The sequence below is a fragment of the Kitasatospora sp. NPDC058218 genome (assembly GCF_042882445.1).
In the GTDB taxonomy this organism is placed as follows: Bacteria; Actinomycetota; Actinomycetes; order Streptomycetales; family Streptomycetaceae; genus Kitasatospora.
The window spans coordinates 39,777-57,490 of the sequence record NZ_JBHVWC010000021.1 but is presented as its reverse complement, the minus strand read 5'-3'; the positions used below and the strand labels follow the sequence as shown (position 1 = coordinate 57,490).

Annotated in this window: 10 protein-coding genes and 2 pseudogenes; 8 read left to right on the top strand and 4 right to left on the bottom strand. The window is 73.4% G+C overall.

Annotated features, from left to right (window positions below; translation table 11 throughout):
- Nucleotides 1–330: 330 nt before the first annotated feature.
- The 3 genes and pseudogenes from ACFVYI_RS15610 to ACFVYI_RS15600 all read left to right on the top strand — a co-directional run.
- The gene (locus ACFVYI_RS15610; RefSeq protein WP_387885403.1) at nt 331–3,105 is read left to right on the top strand and encodes an AAA family ATPase; all 2,775 of its coding nucleotides are present in this window, start codon (nt 331–333) and stop codon (nt 3,103–3,105) included.
- Between the two features lie 238 nt (nt 3,106–3,343).
- Nucleotides 3,344–6,103, top strand: coding sequence for an AAA family ATPase (locus ACFVYI_RS15605; RefSeq protein WP_387885402.1), 2,760 nt, complete (start codon nt 3,344–3,346; stop codon nt 6,101–6,103).
- A 186-nt stretch (nt 6,104–6,289) separates the two neighbouring features.
- Nucleotides 6,290–6,925, top strand: a pseudogene (locus tag ACFVYI_RS15600) (sigma-70 family RNA polymerase sigma factor); the annotation flags it as partial.
- A gap of 154 nt (nt 6,926–7,079) precedes the next feature.
- On the opposite strand, the gene ACFVYI_RS15595 reads toward ACFVYI_RS15600, so the two are convergent.
- From ACFVYI_RS15595 to ACFVYI_RS15585, 3 genes are all read right to left on the bottom strand, one after another.
- Nucleotides 7,080–7,955, bottom strand: a complete 876-nt coding sequence (locus ACFVYI_RS15595; protein ID WP_387885399.1) for a ribosome-inactivating family protein — start codon at nt 7,953–7,955, stop codon at nt 7,080–7,082.
- A gap of 105 nt (nt 7,956–8,060) precedes the next feature.
- Complete coding sequence (locus tag ACFVYI_RS15590; protein ID WP_387885486.1) at nt 8,061–8,405, bottom strand: glycoside hydrolase family 88 protein; 345 nt, start codon at nt 8,403–8,405, stop codon at nt 8,061–8,063.
- A gap of 235 nt (nt 8,406–8,640) precedes the next feature.
- On the bottom strand, nt 8,641–12,453 hold the full coding sequence (locus ACFVYI_RS15585) for an endonuclease/exonuclease/phosphatase family protein (protein ID WP_387885397.1): 3,813 nt from the start codon (nt 12,451–12,453) through the stop codon (nt 8,641–8,643).
- A gap of 346 nt (nt 12,454–12,799) precedes the next feature.
- Here ACFVYI_RS15585 and ACFVYI_RS15580 point away from each other — a divergent pair, with 346 nt between their 5' ends.
- The 5 genes and pseudogenes from ACFVYI_RS15580 to ACFVYI_RS15560 all read left to right on the top strand — a co-directional run bounded on the left by ACFVYI_RS15580 (nt 12,800) and on the right by ACFVYI_RS15560 (nt 17,022).
- The gene (locus tag ACFVYI_RS15580; protein ID WP_387885395.1) at nt 12,800–13,717 is read left to right on the top strand and encodes an MBL fold metallo-hydrolase; all 918 of its coding nucleotides are present in this window, start codon (nt 12,800–12,802) and stop codon (nt 13,715–13,717) included.
- A 310-nt stretch (nt 13,718–14,027) separates the two neighbouring features.
- The gene (locus ACFVYI_RS15575) at nt 14,028–15,275 is read left to right on the top strand and encodes a cytochrome P450 (RefSeq protein WP_387885484.1); all 1,248 of its coding nucleotides are present in this window, start codon (nt 14,028–14,030) and stop codon (nt 15,273–15,275) included.
- A gap of 132 nt (nt 15,276–15,407) precedes the next feature.
- Nucleotides 15,408–15,571: pseudogene (locus tag ACFVYI_RS15570) on the top strand (pirin family protein); the annotation flags it as partial.
- 399 nt (nt 15,572–15,970) lie between these two features.
- On the top strand, nt 15,971–16,654 hold the full coding sequence (locus ACFVYI_RS15565) for a hypothetical protein (protein WP_387885392.1): 684 nt from the start codon (nt 15,971–15,973) through the stop codon (nt 16,652–16,654).
- Nucleotides 16,651–17,022 carry a hypothetical protein gene (locus tag ACFVYI_RS15560; protein WP_387885390.1) on the top strand — a complete coding sequence of 124 codons (372 nt, stop codon included), beginning with the start codon at nt 16,651–16,653 and terminating at the stop codon, nt 17,020–17,022. Before ACFVYI_RS15565 ends, ACFVYI_RS15560 begins: the two co-directional genes overlap by 4 nt.
- A gap of 127 nt (nt 17,023–17,149) precedes the next feature.
- On the opposite strand, the gene ACFVYI_RS15555 is transcribed toward ACFVYI_RS15560, so the two are convergent.
- Nucleotides 17,150–17,674 carry an NUDIX hydrolase gene (locus tag ACFVYI_RS15555; protein ID WP_387885389.1) on the bottom strand — a complete coding sequence of 175 codons (525 nt, stop codon included), beginning with the start codon at nt 17,672–17,674 and terminating at the stop codon, nt 17,150–17,152.
- Nucleotides 17,675–17,714 lie beyond the last annotated feature (40 nt).

The window sequence follows — 17,714 nt, the reverse complement described above, 5'->3', positions numbered from 1 at the left end:
CTCCCCGGTGTGGAAGACCTCGGCCGATGCCGTTCTGGATCCCGGCCGGCTCTCGCACGCAGGGTCGGGGGTCAATCCCGACTACGGGAGAAGGAAGGCCGGGACCGGGCGCGCGGTCACCGAGACCTTCGGGCTCGCCAGAACGAGCCTGCTTCGCCCGGGAGTGCTGCTCGGCCGGGAGAGTACGTCGGCCGGCTGCCGTGGTGACGGATCTTCAGAGCGCCTGCGGCGGTGCCCGGCAGGGGTTTGTCCGCTCCGCGAGGGCTGATGCATGATGGGGACGACCCGGAACGATCAGAGCCCGGACCTTGAACTGCATGGTGGTGGCGGATGGCGGGCAGCGCTCCGTGGCGCAGGCTGCGCGGCCGGCGCAGCGAGTGCGGAGTGCTGGATCAGGTGATCGCCGGGGCCCGGGAGGGCCGGGGCCAGGTCCTCGTGCTGCGCGGCGAACCGGGGGTCGGCAAGTCCGCCCTCGCGGAGTACCTGGTGGAGCGGGCGAGCGGGTGCCGCGTCCTGCGGGCGGTCGGCGTCGAGTCCGAGATGGAACTGGCGTTCGCCGGACTGCACCAGCTCTGCGTGCCCCTGATAGGGCGGCTCGACCGCATCCCCGGCCCCCAGCGCGACGCCCTGTCCGTCGCGTTCGGCCTGAGCGCGGGGACCGCGCCGGACCGCTTCCTGGTCGGCCTGGCGGTGCTCAGCCTGCTGGCCGAGGCGGCGGAGGAGCAGCCGCTGGTCTGCGTCGTGGACGATGCCCAGTGGCTCGACCGGGTCTCCGCCCAGACGCTGGCCTTCGTCGCCCGGCGGTTGTTGGCGGAAGGGGTGGCGCTGGTGTTCGCAGCGCGCACCCCGGCGCCCGTCGCGGGCGGCGACCCCTTCGGGGGGCTGCGCGAGATCGCGGTCCGGGGCCTGCGCGACGACGACGCGCGGGCGCTGCTGGAATCGGTGGTGCCCGGGCGGCTGGACGAGCGGGTCCGGGACCGCATCGTCGCCGAGACCCGCGGCAACCCGCTGGCCCTGCTGGAACTGACCCGCGGGCTGTCGGCGGCGGAGCTGGCCGGCGGGTTCGGGCGCCCGGACGTCCGCCCGCTGGCCGGCCAGATCGAGCAGGCCTACCTGCAGCGCATCGGCGCACTGCCCGCCGCTGCCCAGCGGCTGCTGCTGGCGGCTGCCGCGGAGCCGATGGGGGACGCGCCGCTGCTGCGGCGGGTCGCCGAGCGGCTCGACCTCGGCGCGGACGCCGAGGGAGCGGTCGAGGCCACGGGGCTGATCGAGTTCGGCACCCGGGTGCGGTTCCGCCACCCGCTGGTCCGCTCGGCGGCCTACCGTGCTGCCGACCCCACCGTGCGCCGGGACGTGCACCGCGCGCTGGCCGAGGCCACCGACCCCGCCTTCGACTCGGACCGCCGGGCGTGGCACCGCGCCCACGCGGCGGTGGACCCGGACGAGGCCCTGGCGGGCGAGCTCGAACGGTCGGCCGGCCGGGCCCAGGCCCGCGGCGGGATCGCGGCGGCGGCGGCCTTCCTGCGGCGCGCGGCCGAACTGACGCCCGATCCGGCCCTGCGGGGCACGCGCGCGGGTGCCGCCGCCCAGGCCGCGTTTGACGCCGGATCCCCGGACGCGGCGCTCGAACTCCTCGCCGCGGCCCAGCTCGGCCCGCTGGACGAGGCGCAGCATGCCCGACTGGTCCGGCTCCGCGCCCAGGTCGCCTTCGCCCGCCGGCGCGGCGGAGAGGCGCTGCCCCTGCTGCTCGACGCGGCCGGCCGGCTGGCGCGGGCCGGGGACGCGTTCGCGCGCGAGGCGTACCTGGACGCCCTCGGATCGGCGGTCTTCGCCGGCCGCCTGGGCCGACAGATCGGGGTGCGGGAGGTCGCCGAAGCCGCCCGCACGGCACCGCCCGGGGTGCTGCCCGCACGGCCCACGGACCTTCTCCTCGACGGCTTGGCGGCCTGGTTCCTCGACGGCTGCGCCGAGGGCGGGCCGCTTCTGCGGTCCGCCTTGGGGGCCTTCCGGCAGGCCGCCGTCCGCGAGAGCGGCGACGCCATGCGCTGGCTCTGGCTGACCTGGCTGGTCGCCGGGGAGCTGTGGGACGACGAGGCATGGCACTGGATGACCGAGCAAGCGGTCCGCTCGGCCCGCGAGGCCGGCGCCCTCAACGTCCTCCCCCTGGCCCTCGGCTACCGGGCCGCCCTGTCCGTGCACGCCGGCGACTTCGACCTCGCGGCGGCGCTCATCGACGAGGCCGACACCATCGCGGAGGCGACCGGCCACTCGCCGATGGCGTACCCCGCGCTCCTGCTGACGGCCTGGCGCGGCGAGGACGCGCGGGCCGCCGAGGTGATCCGCAGCGCCGCCCGGGACGCGAACTCATGGGGCGAGGGTCGCGCGATCGGCCTGGAGCACTACCTCCTCGCTGTCCTCCACAACGGCCTCGGCCGCTATCAGGACGCCCTGGCCCACGCGGAACGGGCCGTTGCGCACGAGGACCTGGCCGTCCACGGCTTCGCCCTCGCCGAACTCGTCGAGGCGGCCGCCCGCGCCGACGCCCCCGAGCGGGCCGCGGCGGCCCTGCGCCGGCTGGAGGACTGCGCCGGGGCGGCCGGCACCGACTGGGCCCTCGGCGTGCTGGCCCGCTCGCGCGCCCTGCTGGACGACGGCCCGGGTGCCGACCGGCTCTACCGCGAGGCCCTGGCCCGCCTCGAACGCAGCCGCATCGCCGTCCACCTGGCCCGTACCCACCTGGTGTACGGCGAGTGGCTGCGCCGCGAGAACCGGCGCGGCGACGCGCGCGGGCACCTGCGCACCGCCCACGAGCTGCTGCGGGGGTTCGGCGCGAAGGCCTTCGCCGAGCGCGCGCGGCGCGAACTGCTGGCCACCGGCGAGACGGTCCGGCCGCGACCCGCCGACGCGGGCGGGGCGGGGCGCGAGGCCCTCACGGCCCAGGAGGGCCAGATCGCCCGCCTGGCCGCCGACGGCCTGACCAACTCCGAGATCGGCGCCGAACTCTTCATCAGCCCCCGCACTGTGGAATGGCACCTGGGCAAGGTGTTCACCAAGCTCGACGTCAAGTCCCGCAACCGGCTCCGCGCCGCCCTGGCCGACGCCTGAAGGCCTGCCCTCCCCGGACCCCTGGGAGCCCCAGGGGGACACCCGGGGGTCGACCCGGGGTTCCCCGGGCGCCGGCCGGCGGTCCGGGGCGGCAGGGTGGGCCCGGCGGCGCCGACCGGCGCCGCGCGCGAGCGCGGCCGCCCTCGGGGACGGCACCGCGGTTCGCGCCAGGAACGACCGCGCGCCGGGCCCGGGGACCTGGGTCCGGCGGGGACGCGAAGGGGAGGCCGGCCGGCCCATGAATCAGGAGATGCTGGGGCGCAGCCGCGAGTGCGGGGCACTGGAGGAACTGCTCGACGCCGTGCGCGGCGGCGGGAGCCGGGTCCTGGTGCTCCGCGGCGAGCCGGGCGTGGGGAAGACCAGACTGCTGGAGCACGCCGCCGCCGGGGCGCGGGGACTCCGGACCGCCCGGGTCACCGGCGTCCAGTCCGAGATGGAGCTCCCGTACGCCGGGCTCCACCAGCTGTGCGCACCGCTCCTGGACCGGCTCGGCCGCCTGCCGGCCCCGCAGCGCGACGCGCTGGGCACCGCGTTCGGCCTGACCGCGGGCACCCCGCCGGATCGCTTCCTGGTCGGCCTCGCCGTGCTCAGTCTGCTCGCCGACGCCGCCGGACAGGACCCGCTGCTCTGCCTCGTCGACGACGCCCAGTGGCTGGACGAGGTCTCCGTGCAGACGCTGGCCTTCGTCGCCCGGCGCCTGCTCGCCGAGCGGATCGGCCTGGTCCTCGCCGTGCGCGAGCCGTCCCTGGAGCCCCGGTTCACGGGGCTGCCGCAGCTCACGGTCGGACGGCTCGGCGACAGCGACGCCCGCGCCCTGCTGGACTCCGTGGTCCCGGGCCGGCTCGACGAGCGCGTCCGCGACCGCATCGTCGCCGAGACCCAGGGCAACCCCCTGGCCCTGCTCGAACTGCCCCGCGGGCTCGGCCCCGAGGAACTGGCAGGCGGCTTCGGACGCCCCGACGCGCGGCCGCTGGCCGGGCAGATCGAGCAGAGCTTCATGCACCGGATCCAGGCCCTGCCGCCCGCCGCCCGGCACCTGCTGCTCCTCGCCGCGGCCGAACCGGTCGGGGACGTCGCCCTGCTGGCCGAGGCCGCCGCCCTGCTGGGCATCGAAGACTCCGCCGCCCCGTCGGCCGAAGCCGCGGGCCTGGTCACGATCGGCACCCGGGTGCGGTTCCGGCACCCCGTGGTGCGCTCGGCGGCCTACCGGGCCGCCGCGCCCGAGGTCCGGCAGCAGGTGCACCGGGCCCTGGCCGAGGCGACCGACCCGGACACCGACCCCGACCGCCGCGCCTGGCACCTCGCCAACGCCACTGCGGGGCCCGACGAGGAGGTCGCCGCCGAACTGGAGCGCTCCGCCGGCCGGGCGCAGGCCCGCGGCGGGGTCGCGGCCGCCGCCGCGTTCCTGGAACGGGCGGCCGAGCTCACCCCCGACCCGGCCGCCCGCGCCGTCAGGGCCCTGGCGGCCGCCCAGGCCAAGTACCAGGCCGGCGGCTACGACACCGCGCGCGAACTGCTGGACGCCGCCGCCCTCGGCCCGCTGGACGAGCGCCGGCTCGCCCAGGCGGACCTGCTGCGCGGGCGGATCGTGTTCGCCTCCCAGAACGCCGGCAGCGCCCTGCCGGTGCTGGTGCGGGCCGCCGGCCGCCTGGAGGCGCTGGACACCGGACTCGCCCAGCAGACCTACCGCGACGCGCTGCACGCCGCCCTCATCATCGACCGGCCGCCGAGCGGCGCCGCGCTGGCCGACATCGCCCGGGCCGCGCTCGCCGCACCGCCCGGGCCGCCCCCGGAGCACAACGACCTGCTGCTGCGCGGCCTGGCCGCGATGACCGTCGACGGCTACCGGGCGGGCGCGCCCACGGTGCTGCGCGCCCTGGGCGCCCTGTGCACCGAGGAGGTCTCCGCGGAGGAGGGCCTCGGCTGGTTCCCGCTCGCCGCCCGGATGGCCTTCAACGTCTGGGACTTCGACAGCAACACAGTGCTCTCCTCGCGCCTGGTCGAGCTGGCCCGCGGGACGGGCACGCTGTCGGTGCTGCCGTCGGCCCTGCTGCAACTCGTCTCCAACCGCGTCCTGGCCGGCGAACTCGACCTCGCGGACGCGCTCATCGCCGAGGCGCAGGCGATCGGCGAGGCCACCGGCAGCCGCTACCTCGCCCACTACGCCTCCCTGGTGACCGAACCGTGGAGGGGCCGGGAGGCCGAGGTGCTCAGGGCGACCGACGCCATGGCCCGGGACGCCGGCCCCCACCGGGGCAGGCCGGGCGACGTCCCCGGCTCTGGCGAGTGGGCGAAGGCCGTGTTGTACAACGGGCTCGGCCGCTACGAGGAAGCCTGCGCCGCTGCCGAACGCGGCGCGGAGAGCCTCCAGGAGCTCGGCCTCGCGATCAGGTCGACGGTCGAGCTCGTCGAGGCCGCCGCCCGCAGCGGCCGGCCGGCCCGCGCCGCCGAGGCGGCCCACCGGGTCGCCGACCTGGCCCGGGCCAGCGGCACCGACTGGGCCCTCGGCACCTCCGCCATGGTGCGCGCCCAGGTGAACGCGGGAGCGGCCGCCGAGGCCCTCCACCAGGAGGCCGTCGAACGCCTGGGCCGCACCGGGGTCCGGATCACCCACGCCCGCGCCCACCTGCTCTACGGCGAGTGGCTGCGGCGGGAGAACCGCCGGGCCGACGCCCGCGAGCACCTGGGCACCGCCTACCAGACGCTGAGCCGGATCGGGGTCGAGGGCTTCGCGGAGCGCGCGTGGCGGGAGCTGCGCGCCACCGGCGCGACGGCGCCCCGGCGCCCGGCCGAGTCACGGACCGCGCTCACCGCCCAGGAGACCCAGATCGCGCGCCTGGCCGAGGGCGGGATGACCAACCCCGAGATCGGGGCCCAGCTGTTCCTCAGCCCGCACACGGTGGAGTGGCACCTGCGCAAGGTGTACACGAAGCTCGGCGTCACCTCCCGCAAGCAGCTCGGCGGCGCCCTGCTCGGCAGCGCGGCGGCCATGGCCTGAGCCCGCGCCCGAGCCCCGGTTCCCGCCGACGGTGTGCCCGCCCCGGTACCCCCGGGTGTGCCCGCCCCGGTACCCCCGGGGCGGCGGACCAGGCACCTTCCGGGGCGTCACGGCGGGGGCCGCGGCGGGAGCGTGTTCCCCGGGGGCATCGACGGATGCCGCAGGCGAAACGGAGCCGTGATGAGCATGTTGACAGACCTGCCCGGGACGCGTCCGGACACCCGGCCGCCCGCCGGGGAGGCCACCCTGGACGAGGCCGCGGCCGCCTTCGAGGGGCTGCGGCCCCGCCTCTTCGGCGCCGCGTACCGGATCCTGGACAGCGCGGTCGAGGCGGAGGACGTGGTCCAGGACGTGTGGCTGCGCTGGCAGCTGACCGACCGCTCGGCGGTGGTCAGCCCCGCGGCCTTCCTGTCCCGCGCCACCACCCGGCTGGCCCTCAACGTGGCACAGTCCGCCCGGGCGCGCCGCCAGACCCCGCTCGGCCCCTGGCTGCCCGAGCCCGTCGACACCGGCAGCGACCCCGAGGCCGGCGTGCAGCGGGCGGAGGAGCTGGCGTCCGCGCTGCTCGTGGTCCTGGAGCGGCTGACGCCCACGGAGCGGGCGGTGTACATCCTGCGCGAGGCCTTCGAGTACGCCAACGCCGACATCGCCGCGATGCTGTGCCTCAGCGCCGTCAACGTCCGCCAGATCACCAGCCGGGCCCGCCGCCGCCTGGCTGCCGAGCAGCGGGGGGCCGCCGACCCGACGGAGCACCGGCTGCTGCTGGCGGCCTTCGTCGCGGCCGCCCGGGCCGGGGACACCGCCGCCCTGGAGTCGCTGCTGGCGGCGCGGTGAACGGGGCCTCCGCAGCGGCTCCGGGCACCGCCGGAACCACACCGCCCCACCCGCGGCGCAACGGGCGGAGCGGGGGCGGCCCGTTGCGCCGACCCCGCTCCGCCCGTCCGCCCCGGCTGCCGCCGGGAGGCCCGCGGGCCCGCTATCGGCGGATCACCCGCAGGTGGTCCCGGACGTCCTGCCAGGTGGCGAACGTGCCCACGCCGTTGACGGTCAGGGGAGGCGTGGACGGGACGGTGGTGATGTCGATCGCGAACTTGGAGATGGATCCCCAGGCGCCGCGCAGCGCCCGCAGCCGGGGGTTCGATATCTCGAAGAAGGCGCCGCCGTTGCGCCCGGCGACGACCGCGTCCCAGGTGTCGCGGAAGTCGGTGAACCGGGCCGCCTCGGAGAAGGCGCCGATCAGCTTGATCAGCGCCCGGGCGACGGTGGCCCGGCCGGCGGCCTCGCCCAGCTGCTGGTCGGCCCTGCCGACGGTCTCGGCCGAGCCGAGGAATCCGTTCAGCCACTCGATCGACGGCTCGTCCCCGGCGGTGGAGATGAGCGAGCCGTAGCTGCCGCCGAAGGCCAGCGTGTTCACCTGGCCGCCGCGGCCCATCTCGGTGCGCACGTTCTCCGAGGCGTCGTTGAATGCGTACAGCTTGCCGCTCTTGGTGCGGAAGCCGCCGACGTAGAGGTTCGCCGGGTTGAAGTAGAGGCTCGACAGCTCGTTGCCGTCGCGGTCCTGGATCCGCAGGGCGATCAGGCCGGGCGGCGTCGCCTGGGTGATGTAGACGTCGTCGTCGCGGAACTGCCGCCCCGCCGCCTGGCGGAGGCGGATGAGTGCCGTGTGGTACCCGGCGACGTTGCCCCCGGTGTAGTTGTAGTCGAGCTTCACCTCCACGACCTTGGTGGTGCCGTCGGGCGTGTCCGCCCGGGCCGGGGACGCGGCCCCGAGGCCGGGGACGGCGACCGCGGCGGCCACGGCGAACGCCAGCAGGGCGCGGACCCCGCGGCGCTGGAGAACTGTTGTCGTCATTCGGTGCTCCCGATGGGTGGTGCCGGCCCGAGGGCCCGGCGTCGGAGGGGGCGTTCCCGCTCCCGCAGAGGAAGACCGGGAACGCCCCCGTTCTGTGACAAACCGTCAGTGATCGTTCAGTCGGGCCACTTCGGAGCCCGCCAGCAGGAAGGCGCCGACCCCGAAGTCCGCGGTGGACCCGTGGCCGACGGGCTGGTTGGACTCCGGCTGGTCGCCGACGCCCTGCACCCAGCCCAGCCGCCCGTCCGGGTGGACCGCGTCGCGCACCAGCGCGTTCCAGCCCCGGGCGAGGACCGGCAGGTACGCGGCCCGGTCGATCACGCCCGTGCGGATGGCGAACGCCAGGCCGAAGCAGAACAGGGCCGTGCCGCTGGACTCCTTGCCCGGCAGGTGCGCCGGATCGCCCAGGGAGGGGTTCCAGAAGCCGTCCGGGCGCTGCGAGGCGAGCAGGCTGCGGCTCGGGGTGGGTGCCGATCCAGTGGTCGTTCACCAGGCGGACGGCCCCGGTCACGGCGGCCCGGCTCGGCAGAACGTCCGCCGCGGATGCCTCCGCGGCGGCGCCGGCCGCGTTCGCGGGGCGGGGGAGCGCCGCGGCCAGCGGGAGCGCGGCGGCGGCCCGCAGGACGTCACGTCGTCGCACGCCGCCGCCTCCGTCCGCCGGGCCGCGTGTGCTGCCTCGGGTCGTTCACTGGGGGATCTCCTTCCAGGTCCACAGGTCCGCGGCGGCGAGGCTCTCGGTCACGGCGATCCCCCGGGCGTTCCCGCGCGAGGTGAGGTAGAGGCGCTGGCCGGTGGCCGTGCGCTGGGTCAGCCGCACGCCCGCGGTGGCGTGCCGGTCCGGCGTGTCGGTGCACCACAGGTAGCTGGGGTGGTCGGGGCGGAACGCGTCGAGCGTCACGAGCGCCTCGTGCCGGGGGTAGGGGTCGGAGGCGGAGGTGTTGACGTACCTCCCGTTGTTGACGAGGTAGTAGCAGTAGTCCTCGCCGATCCGGTCCGCGGAGACGGTGGTGAACTGCTCGCGGGCGCCGTTGCCGTCGACCACCAGGTCCAGCGGGAGGCCGGTGCCGGTGCCGGTCGGCACGCCGACCACCAGGTCCTGAGAATCGTCGTCCTGCCGCAGCAGCTTGTCCACGTCCAGCGCCTCGACTTCGGGGTCCTGGAAGAACCACCGCTGGGAGGCGTCCTCCGAGTCGAAGTCGCGGAGCATCACCTCCTCTCCCTCGGGCCCGTCGACGGCGGCGAGCACCTGCGCGGTCTCGGCGTTCAGCACGACCCAGGTGCCGTCGCCCATGTCGATGACGCTCCAGATCTGCGTGAGCCCCTGGTCGCCTTCGGGCAGCAGCACCGCGGGAGTGTTGAGCAGGCCGAACTCCTGGCTCAGGTAGGTGCGGGTCATCCGGTGCAGGATGCGGAACTGGTCCGGGTGGTCGGCGGCCGGCTCGAACACGAGGGTCTCCATGTCGCGGTTGCCCCGGTTGAGCGGCCGGGTGCCGAGCGTCCGGCCGCTGCCGCCCGTGCCACCGCCGGGCTTGCTGCTGGGGTAGGGCGCGTAGGTGCTCTTGGCGGAGCGGGCGGTGCGGTCCCCCTTAGGCTTCCTCTTCTGGGGGGCCGGCGTCGGCGTCGGCAGCGGATCGCCCGGTGTGGGGGAGAGCGTGAAGGCGACGGGGTAGTGGTCCGAGGTCCGCACGGACTCGACCCGGTCGGCGCTGGTGAAGTACACCTGCGGTTCGGGTCCGAAACGCGCCGAGATCGCCCCGAAGTCGTAGTTCCCCGGGGGCTGGTCGCCGTTGACCGGGTAGGTGTGGTCCCGAGCCCCCTGGAAGTCCCACAGCCTGCTCATCGTCCGGCGGAACGTACCGAGATCGGTGTTGAAGTCGCCGAAGACGGCGGTGGGCAGCCCCTGCGGCGAGGCCACCCGGGACCTGATGGTGTTGAGCAGGACGGTGGCGTTCGCGCCGCCGCCGGTGTCCATGTGCACCGTGAAGTAGATCGTTCCGCCGACCCGCACGCCGAGCGCCGGTCGGGAGAGGCCGGTCCCGGGCGAGGGAACGACGAAGATCCGCCCGGCGCCGGTGGGGTCGTTGGGGTCGAGGGCCCGCTCCCGGGTCCAGATAGCCAGGTTCATCTGGCCTACACCCGTGGTGTTGGTGTCCGTCTGCAGCCAGTACAGGTAGCCGTTCACGCCGCTCAGGGTGCGCCGGTACTCGCGGACGGGGGGCGTGTCGATGACCTCGCCCGCGGAGTTCCGCCGCTGGTACGCGGTCTGCTCGATGTCGATGCGTTCGGCGTTGATCCCCAGCGGGAAGGGCGGGGCGCCGGCCTCCTGCAGGAGGATCACGTCGGGCCGGCGGGTGGCGACCATGTGCTGGAGGCTCGTCTCCCACTTGTCGGAGTTGTTGTTCGACCCCGTGATGGACCGGCCTCGCATGTTCCAGGTGATCACCTTGCGATCGCCGTCGGCGCGGGGGTCGAGCTCGCCGCCGGTGTACCGCAGGAACAGGGAGTGCCGCTTGCCCACGTCGAGCGGCACCACCCCCGCCCCGGTGTAGTCCAGGGTCTCCCGGCCGGTCCAGTCGGCGATGGCCTGCCCGCTCTGGCCGAGCGGCTGGAAGCGGTCCGGGTCCTGGCTGTCGGAGCCGAACTGGAAGGCGGTGCCGGTCCGGGTGCCGTAGGGCCCGTACGGCTCGAACGGGCCGCCCGGGACGGTCTGTTTGAGCATCGTGTTGTTGTAGAAGACGTTCTGCGGCCCTGAGGAGCCGGACCACTTCCCCGCCTTGGGGCCGGCCGCCCACCAGATCGGGTACCACGTCCCGTCGTCCATCTCGCCGCCCTCGCCGCCGCAGTTGGCCTGGCAGCTGCCCGAGCGGTGCTCGTACGGGATCCGCAGGGTGTTCTGCTCGAAGAGGTTGTTGTGCTCCCAACCGCCGTGCAGGTTGAGGTCCGAGTCGAGGTCGTTGCGGAAGGCGACGTTGCCGCTGGCCGACCACTGGAAGGTGAAGTGGCGCAGGTTGCGGCTGACGTTGTGGGCCCACAGGGAGTCCCAGACGCGGCTGCCGCGCAGGTAGCCGTTGCCGCCCTTGCCCTTGTTCCAGGCGCCGTCGAAGCTGTTGCGCTCGATCTGCAGGTTGCGCGCGTTCTCCGTGACGATCGGGTGCGAGCCGGTCATCTCGGCCTTCAGGCCGCGCGCCCAGCTGTTCGCGGCCCACTTGAAGACGATGCCGTGCATCGCGTACTCGGGCGCCAGGTTGCCGTAGTTGTGCACGGCCTGCTCGGGCGTCAGCCGGTAGGTCTCCTGGCCGCCGATCTTGGGCAGGCCGTTCATGTCCTGGGTGAAGGCGAAGTCCTCGAAGCCGACGCCTTCGACGGTCTTCAGCGGGGTGATCTTGCTGGCGTACGGGGTGCCGCTGCCGTTGATCGGGGGGGAGCCGTCCGACTCGGAGTTCACCGGCAGGTCCCACTCCAGCGCGCGGTCCAGGGTGACCGTCCTGGCCGTGGCGTCGACGCGGACGACCTTGAACATCTGCTGGCGCATGTGGAGCGCCTCGATCATGCTCGGGTCGGTGATGCCCTGCTGCGCGTAGAAGTTCTTGCTGTTGGCCGCGCCGACCCAGACGTAGCCGCCGGTCCGGAACTTCTTCATGTCGGTCTTGGCGTCCAGGCGGACGACGGACGACCCCTTCCGGGCGGAGTAGCCCGGGTCGCCGTCCCGGGCGGCCAGCTTCAGGCCGGAGACCCAGTGCTGGTTGACGCTGCCCTCGAAGATGTCCTTGCGCATGGGGACGGTCGTGGCCGCCTCCCAGTCGTCCTGGTACCGGGCCGCGACCTCCCGGGTCTGGACCCGGAACATGCCGCGCCCCGGCCAGATCCAGCCACCCCCGCCGACGTCGCCGCCGGTCCCGGCCACCATGGAGTCCTGGTCCCAGCGGCCGTTGGCCACCTGGTCGTACCGGGTGCTGAGGTCGGGCCGGAAGACCAGCCGGGTACCGCCCGCGCCGGAGCCCTTCCCCCGGAGGGTCAGGAAGCCGGCGTCGACGTAGACCTGCCGGGACAGGTCGATCCGGCCGGCGGGCAGTTCGATGAGGGAGAGGCGGTTGAAGTCGGCCTTGGGCGAGCACTGGGCCTTGATGTCGTCGATCGCCCGCTGCAGGCCGGCGGTGTCGTCGGCCCCGTCGTCCGCGCGCACCCCGTAGGTGGCGGCGAGCTCCTGCGGCGAGATGCGGCAGGCGGCGTCCTCGGTGAGGGCCGACTCGCCGCGCGACAGGTCCTGCCCGCCCCGGTAGCCGACGCGCGACCAGTCTGGCATGCCGATCGGCGGGGAGGTGCGGTTGGCGTAGCTGAGGTCCGGCTCCTCCGCGGCCGCGGAGGCGGCCTCGGACGCCGCTGCCGGGGCGGAGACCGCCGGTGGGGCGGGTGCTGGGGCCGCGGTGGCCAGTTCCGGTGCTGCGAGGGGGATCACCAGGGCGGCCAGTAAGGCCGCCGCTGGTCGGAGGTGTTTCACGTGGCCTCGTTTCCTGCGTCGTCGTGCCGTCGGCATGGGCGCGGCGGGCCCATGCCGGAGGCCGCCCCGGGCGGCCCGCCGCCGGAGCGGCCGCCCCGCCCGGCCGGGCTCACCCGTGCCGGGTACCGGGGCGTCCGTTCCCATGCAGGAAGACCGGGCTCGCACCCCATCTGTGACACCTCGTCGCTTCGGCTCGGGCGCGGTCAACGGTGTGCTGCGGTGGCTTCGGAGCGGGGCGGCTGTCACAGACCGGACCGCTCGCCGGTCTGTAGGGATGACTGGACGGCGCAGCCCGCGGTGGCGCCGTCGAGGCCTCCGGCTGACGCCCTTCGTAAGGAGAACACCCATGACCCAGGCCAACTTCGCCCGCCCCGACGCGCCGGGACGCGACGAACCGGTCCCGTCGCGCTACGCGTTGAAGGTCGGCGACATCGACGTGCTGGTGATCAGCGACGGGGTGCTGCCGATCTCCCCCACCACGCTGGCCACCAACGCCGCCCCGGCCGACCTGAAGGCCTGGCTCGGCGACATGTACCTGCCGCTGGAGTCGATCAACTGGCCTCTGAACGTGTCCGTGGTGCGCAGTGGCGGCCGGACCGTCCTCGTCGACTCCGGCCTGGGGACGGAGTTCCCGGGCTTCCCGCGGGCCGGGCAGCTGGCCGCGCGACTGGACGCCGCCGGGATAGACCCCGCGTCGGTGACCGACGTGGTGCTCACCCACCTGCACATGGACCACATCGGCGGGCTGCTCGTCGAGGGGCTGCGGGGTCGGCTGCGTACGGACCTGCGGGTCCACCTGGCCGCGGCCGAGGCCGAGTTCTGGGCGGCGCCCGACTTCTCCCGCACCGACATGCCCGCACCGGTGCCGGACGTGCTCCGCACGACCGCCTCGCGGTTCCTCGATCTGTACCGCGGCCAGTTGCGGCCCTTCGAGCAGGAGTACGAGGTGGCGCCGGGCGTCCTGATCCGCCGCACCGGCGGTCACACCCCCGGCCACAGCATCGTCCGCCTGGAGTCCGGCGGCGACCGGCTGACGTTCGCGGGCGACGCCGTGTTCCAGTGCGGGGACCGGAAGCCCGAGTGGCACAACGGCTTCGATCACGATCCCGAGGAGTCGGCCCGCATCCGGACCCGGCTCCTGACGGAAATGGCGGCGACCGGCGAGCAACTGATGGCCAGTCACCTGCCGTTCCCGTCCGTCTGCCACGTGGCGGATGCCGGCAGCGGCACGTTCCGCTTCGTGCCGGCGGTCTGGGACTACTGACCTCCCGACCCGGACACCCCCGCCGTGCGCAGGAGGTCGACCCCGCCGACTTCCTGCGCACGGTGTGCCCGCGCCTGGGTTTCCGGTACGGGCCGCGCGGTCGTCGCGTCCGTGTACGGCTCGGTCGTCGACTCACCCGCGGGCGAGCGAGAAGCCCGACTCAGCGGTGCACGGGCCCGCATTCTTCTCCGGCGCGTGGCCGACGACCGCGCACTCGTACCGCATCGACTGGAGGACCCCTGTGGAGCGTCTCGTACCGGAACTGAACGCGCCGGACCCGATCGTGCTCGACCCGATCGTGCTCGACCCGATCGTGCTCGACCCGATCGTGCTCGACCCGACCGGCCGTGCCCGTGAGGCCGAGACCGCCGAGCTGTTCGCACGCGGTCCGGCCACACCGGTCGACATCCTGGGCGTCCGGGCCTGGTCGGTGTCCGACCCCGTGCTGCTGGAGGAACTGCTCAAGGATCCCCGGGTCTCCAAGGACGGCCTGCTGCACTGGCCCGCATTCGACGAGGCGGTGCGGACCTGGCCGCTGGCACTGTGGGTGAGCGTGCGCAACATGTTCAACGCGCACGGCGCCGACCACCGGCGACTGCGCCGACTGGTGAGCAACGCCTTCACGCCCCGCCGGGTCACCGCGATGACGGCGCGCATCGAAGAGCTGACCGACGCCCTGCTGGACGACCTGGCCGCGAGCGCCCCCGGCGAGGTGGTGGACCTGCGCGACCGTTTCGCCTATCCGCTGCCGATCCGGGTCATCTCCCAGCTGCTGGGCCTGCCGCACGAAGTGACCGAGGGCTTCCGGGGAGTGGTCGACAAGGTGTTCTCCACCACCCTCACCCCCGAGGAGTCGGCGGCCAACGGAGCGGCGTTCCAGGCCCTGCTGGAGGAGCTGATTGCCGTCAAGCGCCGCGTGCCGGGCGACGACATGACCTCTCTGCTGATCGCCGCCCGCGACACCGAGTCCGACGGCGGCTCCGGCGCACTGAGCGAGGAGGAGCTGCGCGACACCCTTCTGCTGATCGTCACGGCCGGCTACGAGACCACCGTGAATCTGATCGACAACGGCATCACCAACCTGCTCACCCACCCCGACCAGCTCGCCCTGGTGCGCGCGGGCGAGGTCGGCTGGGACGACGTGGTGGAGGAGACGCTGCGCCGCAACGCCCCGCTCGCCCACCTGCCGCTGCGCTTCGCGGTGGAGGACATCGAGCTGCCCGGCGGGGTGACGGTGCGCCGGGGCGAGCCGATCCTGGGCAGCTACGCGGCCGCAGGACGCCACCCGGCGCGTTACGGAGACAGTGGCGCCGCGTTCGACGTCACCCGGCTGGTCAAGGACCACCTCGCCTTCGGGTACGGCCCGCACTTCTGCCTTGGCGCGCCGCTGGCCCGCCTGGAGGGGCGCACCGCGCTGAGCAGGCTGTTTGCGCGATTCCCCGGCCTCGCGTTCGCCCCGGACGCGCGGCTGGAGCCAGTCGACTCGCTGATCTCCAACGGGCACCGCACGCTGCCGGTGCTGCTCGGCGAGCATGTGCCGGTCGCTCGCACTCCTTGAAGAGGTTGCCCGTGCCGCGGACGAGGTTGGTGGTGTCCATGGCTGTCGACTCCCGGGCGTCTTGCTGACCTTTCGCTGGCCCCGGATGGTCGATCAAGCCCCTGACCTGGGACGGAACGGCAAAGCCGTGCAATGTGGTGGAACTTCATCGGACGATCCGTGATGAGATCGTATGGGCACGAAACGACTGGGAGAAGAGCTCACGCTTCGGTGAAGTCCACGGCTACGACGGCGCCCGCCTGCGTGCGCCTGGGCTCCCCGACATCCCGTTGAAGGCACGGGGGAGGGTGCGCTGACCTGGTGAAATGCGTCGGGTAGGCGTGCCTATCTGATCCTCTTCAGAGGGTAGATCCGAATAGTGCGGCGTGTCGGACTGAGACAGATGCGGGGCACTCAGCTCGGGTGAATGTGCCCTGCGCGATGCTCTGCCGAGTCGCATGTCTGGGCTGGTACGACAGCCTCTGATCGGATCGATGCTGACCTTTTGCTGACCTTTCTGACTAGCCGTCATTTCTACTCTGGGTTCGGGCGCCTCTCTCCGGTTGGCACGGGCGGTTCATGAATGGCGTCCCGCCCGGACCCTCGACGCAGTCACCACCGCGATGCTCACCCCAAGCCCGTCCAGTGCTATGCGGCGAACTCAGAACTTTCTCCTGGCGCTCAGCCCTGTCCCGCAAGGGCCGGTGAACCTCCGGATGCTCCGAAGGACCCTCACCCTGGAGATGGCCTACCGGCCCGGCGGCGTCCTGGCCACCAAGATCCATCTCAAGCACATCAGCGTCGCCACCACCGAGGGCTATGCTTCCCGGCCCGGCGGAGCCCAGGCTGAACTCCTGGCAGAGGTCAACAAGCACGAGAGCGAGCGCAACCTCCAACTCGTGCTGGAGGAGTTCCGCAACTTCCAGCAGGGCGTCCTGCCCGCCGGGCCGGGAGCGCGCAGCCTCACCGACTTCTTCGCCAGTATCGACGGCACCCCTGACGACGCGCCAGCCCTCGCGCCGAAGACCCAACGCGGCGACCGCGACATCCTCAACCTGCTGACCAAGCGCGCCAGCACCCTCCACCTGGGCCCGGCCAACTACTGCTGGTTCACCGACCCCTCCCGGGCTCTCTGCCTGAAGCTGGCCGGCACTCCGACGGCCGACCGGCCGCTGGTGGGGATGTGCGACTCGGCCCGCTGCCTGCAGGCCACTCATCATCCCCGCCATCGCCCCGTCTGGGCCGAGCACACCGAGCGAGCCCGGATCTTCCTCGGCGAGCTCGGCACCACCCGCAAGACCGAACGCGCTCGGCTCCAGGCCGACCACGACCGGGCCGCCCGCGTGGTCGCCGAGATCGACGGGGCCTCCGCCACAAGCAATGAAGAGGAGTCGGCATGAGGATCTCCGCAGCCCAGAGGACCGAGAACGAGAACCGCATCAGGGCCGCCATGGACCGGCTCCTGCGTGGCGAGATCCCGCCCGGCGGAAAGTGCGACACCAAGACCCTCACCGGCGAGGCCGCGGTCGACCGCACCGCGTTCTACGGCACCCGCCCCTACTCTCACCTCCGCGTCGAGTTCGACCGGCGCCTCCAGGCCCTGCACCAGGCCGGAGAGATCCCCGACCCCCGCGAAGCCCAAATCATCCGGCTCAAGGCAGAGATCACCAAGCTCAAAGACCGGCTGACCCTGTCGGAACAGACGATCGACGAGCTCACCGACTTCCGCACTCAGGCCCTGGCCCGGCTCGCCGCACAACACGAATAGATCGTCCGGCTCCGCGAACCCTCCGCCGAAACCACCCAGGTCAGGCGCCTTCCAGCACCACGAACTACAGTGATCGGGTCGTGCAGCTGAAATGGCCGCCCTGAACCGAGGCAACCCGCACCGCCGATCACCAGGCTGCCACTTCGCCCGCACCGCTGGCGGACCCGGAATCCAGATATCGGCGCAGCGCTTCCCGCCCTCCCGGAACGAAGCACCATTGATCAACGACTTCGCGCAGTTCAGCCACCGTCAGCCAGCCCAGCCAGTCGATCTCACCCGGGTCCGGGACCAGGGACTCCGACAACAAGAGGGCCTCATGCACCCCGAACCATATGGGGCCAATCCCTTCCCTGCAGAGGAACTTGAACAGGAAGCGCACCGGCACGCGAACGCCGAGCTCTTCAGCCAGCTCGCGGACCGCCGCCTCCTCATACGACTCGCCCACGTCCACGGCACCGCCGACCATCACGTCGTAGTGGCCCGGGAACCGGGACATCGTCTCGGCCCGTCGCACAACCAAGATCCGCCCCTCGCGGTCACCGCAGATCGTTGTTGCAATGCGATGCGGCCAGTTCTCGCGCACCGCTTCGTCTCGCTCGACTATCCCCAACACCCGGTCATGCTCATCGACATGCTCAACCAGCTCGCTCACGGAGGCACGATCTCAGCCCCCACTGACAACACGGCCCCAC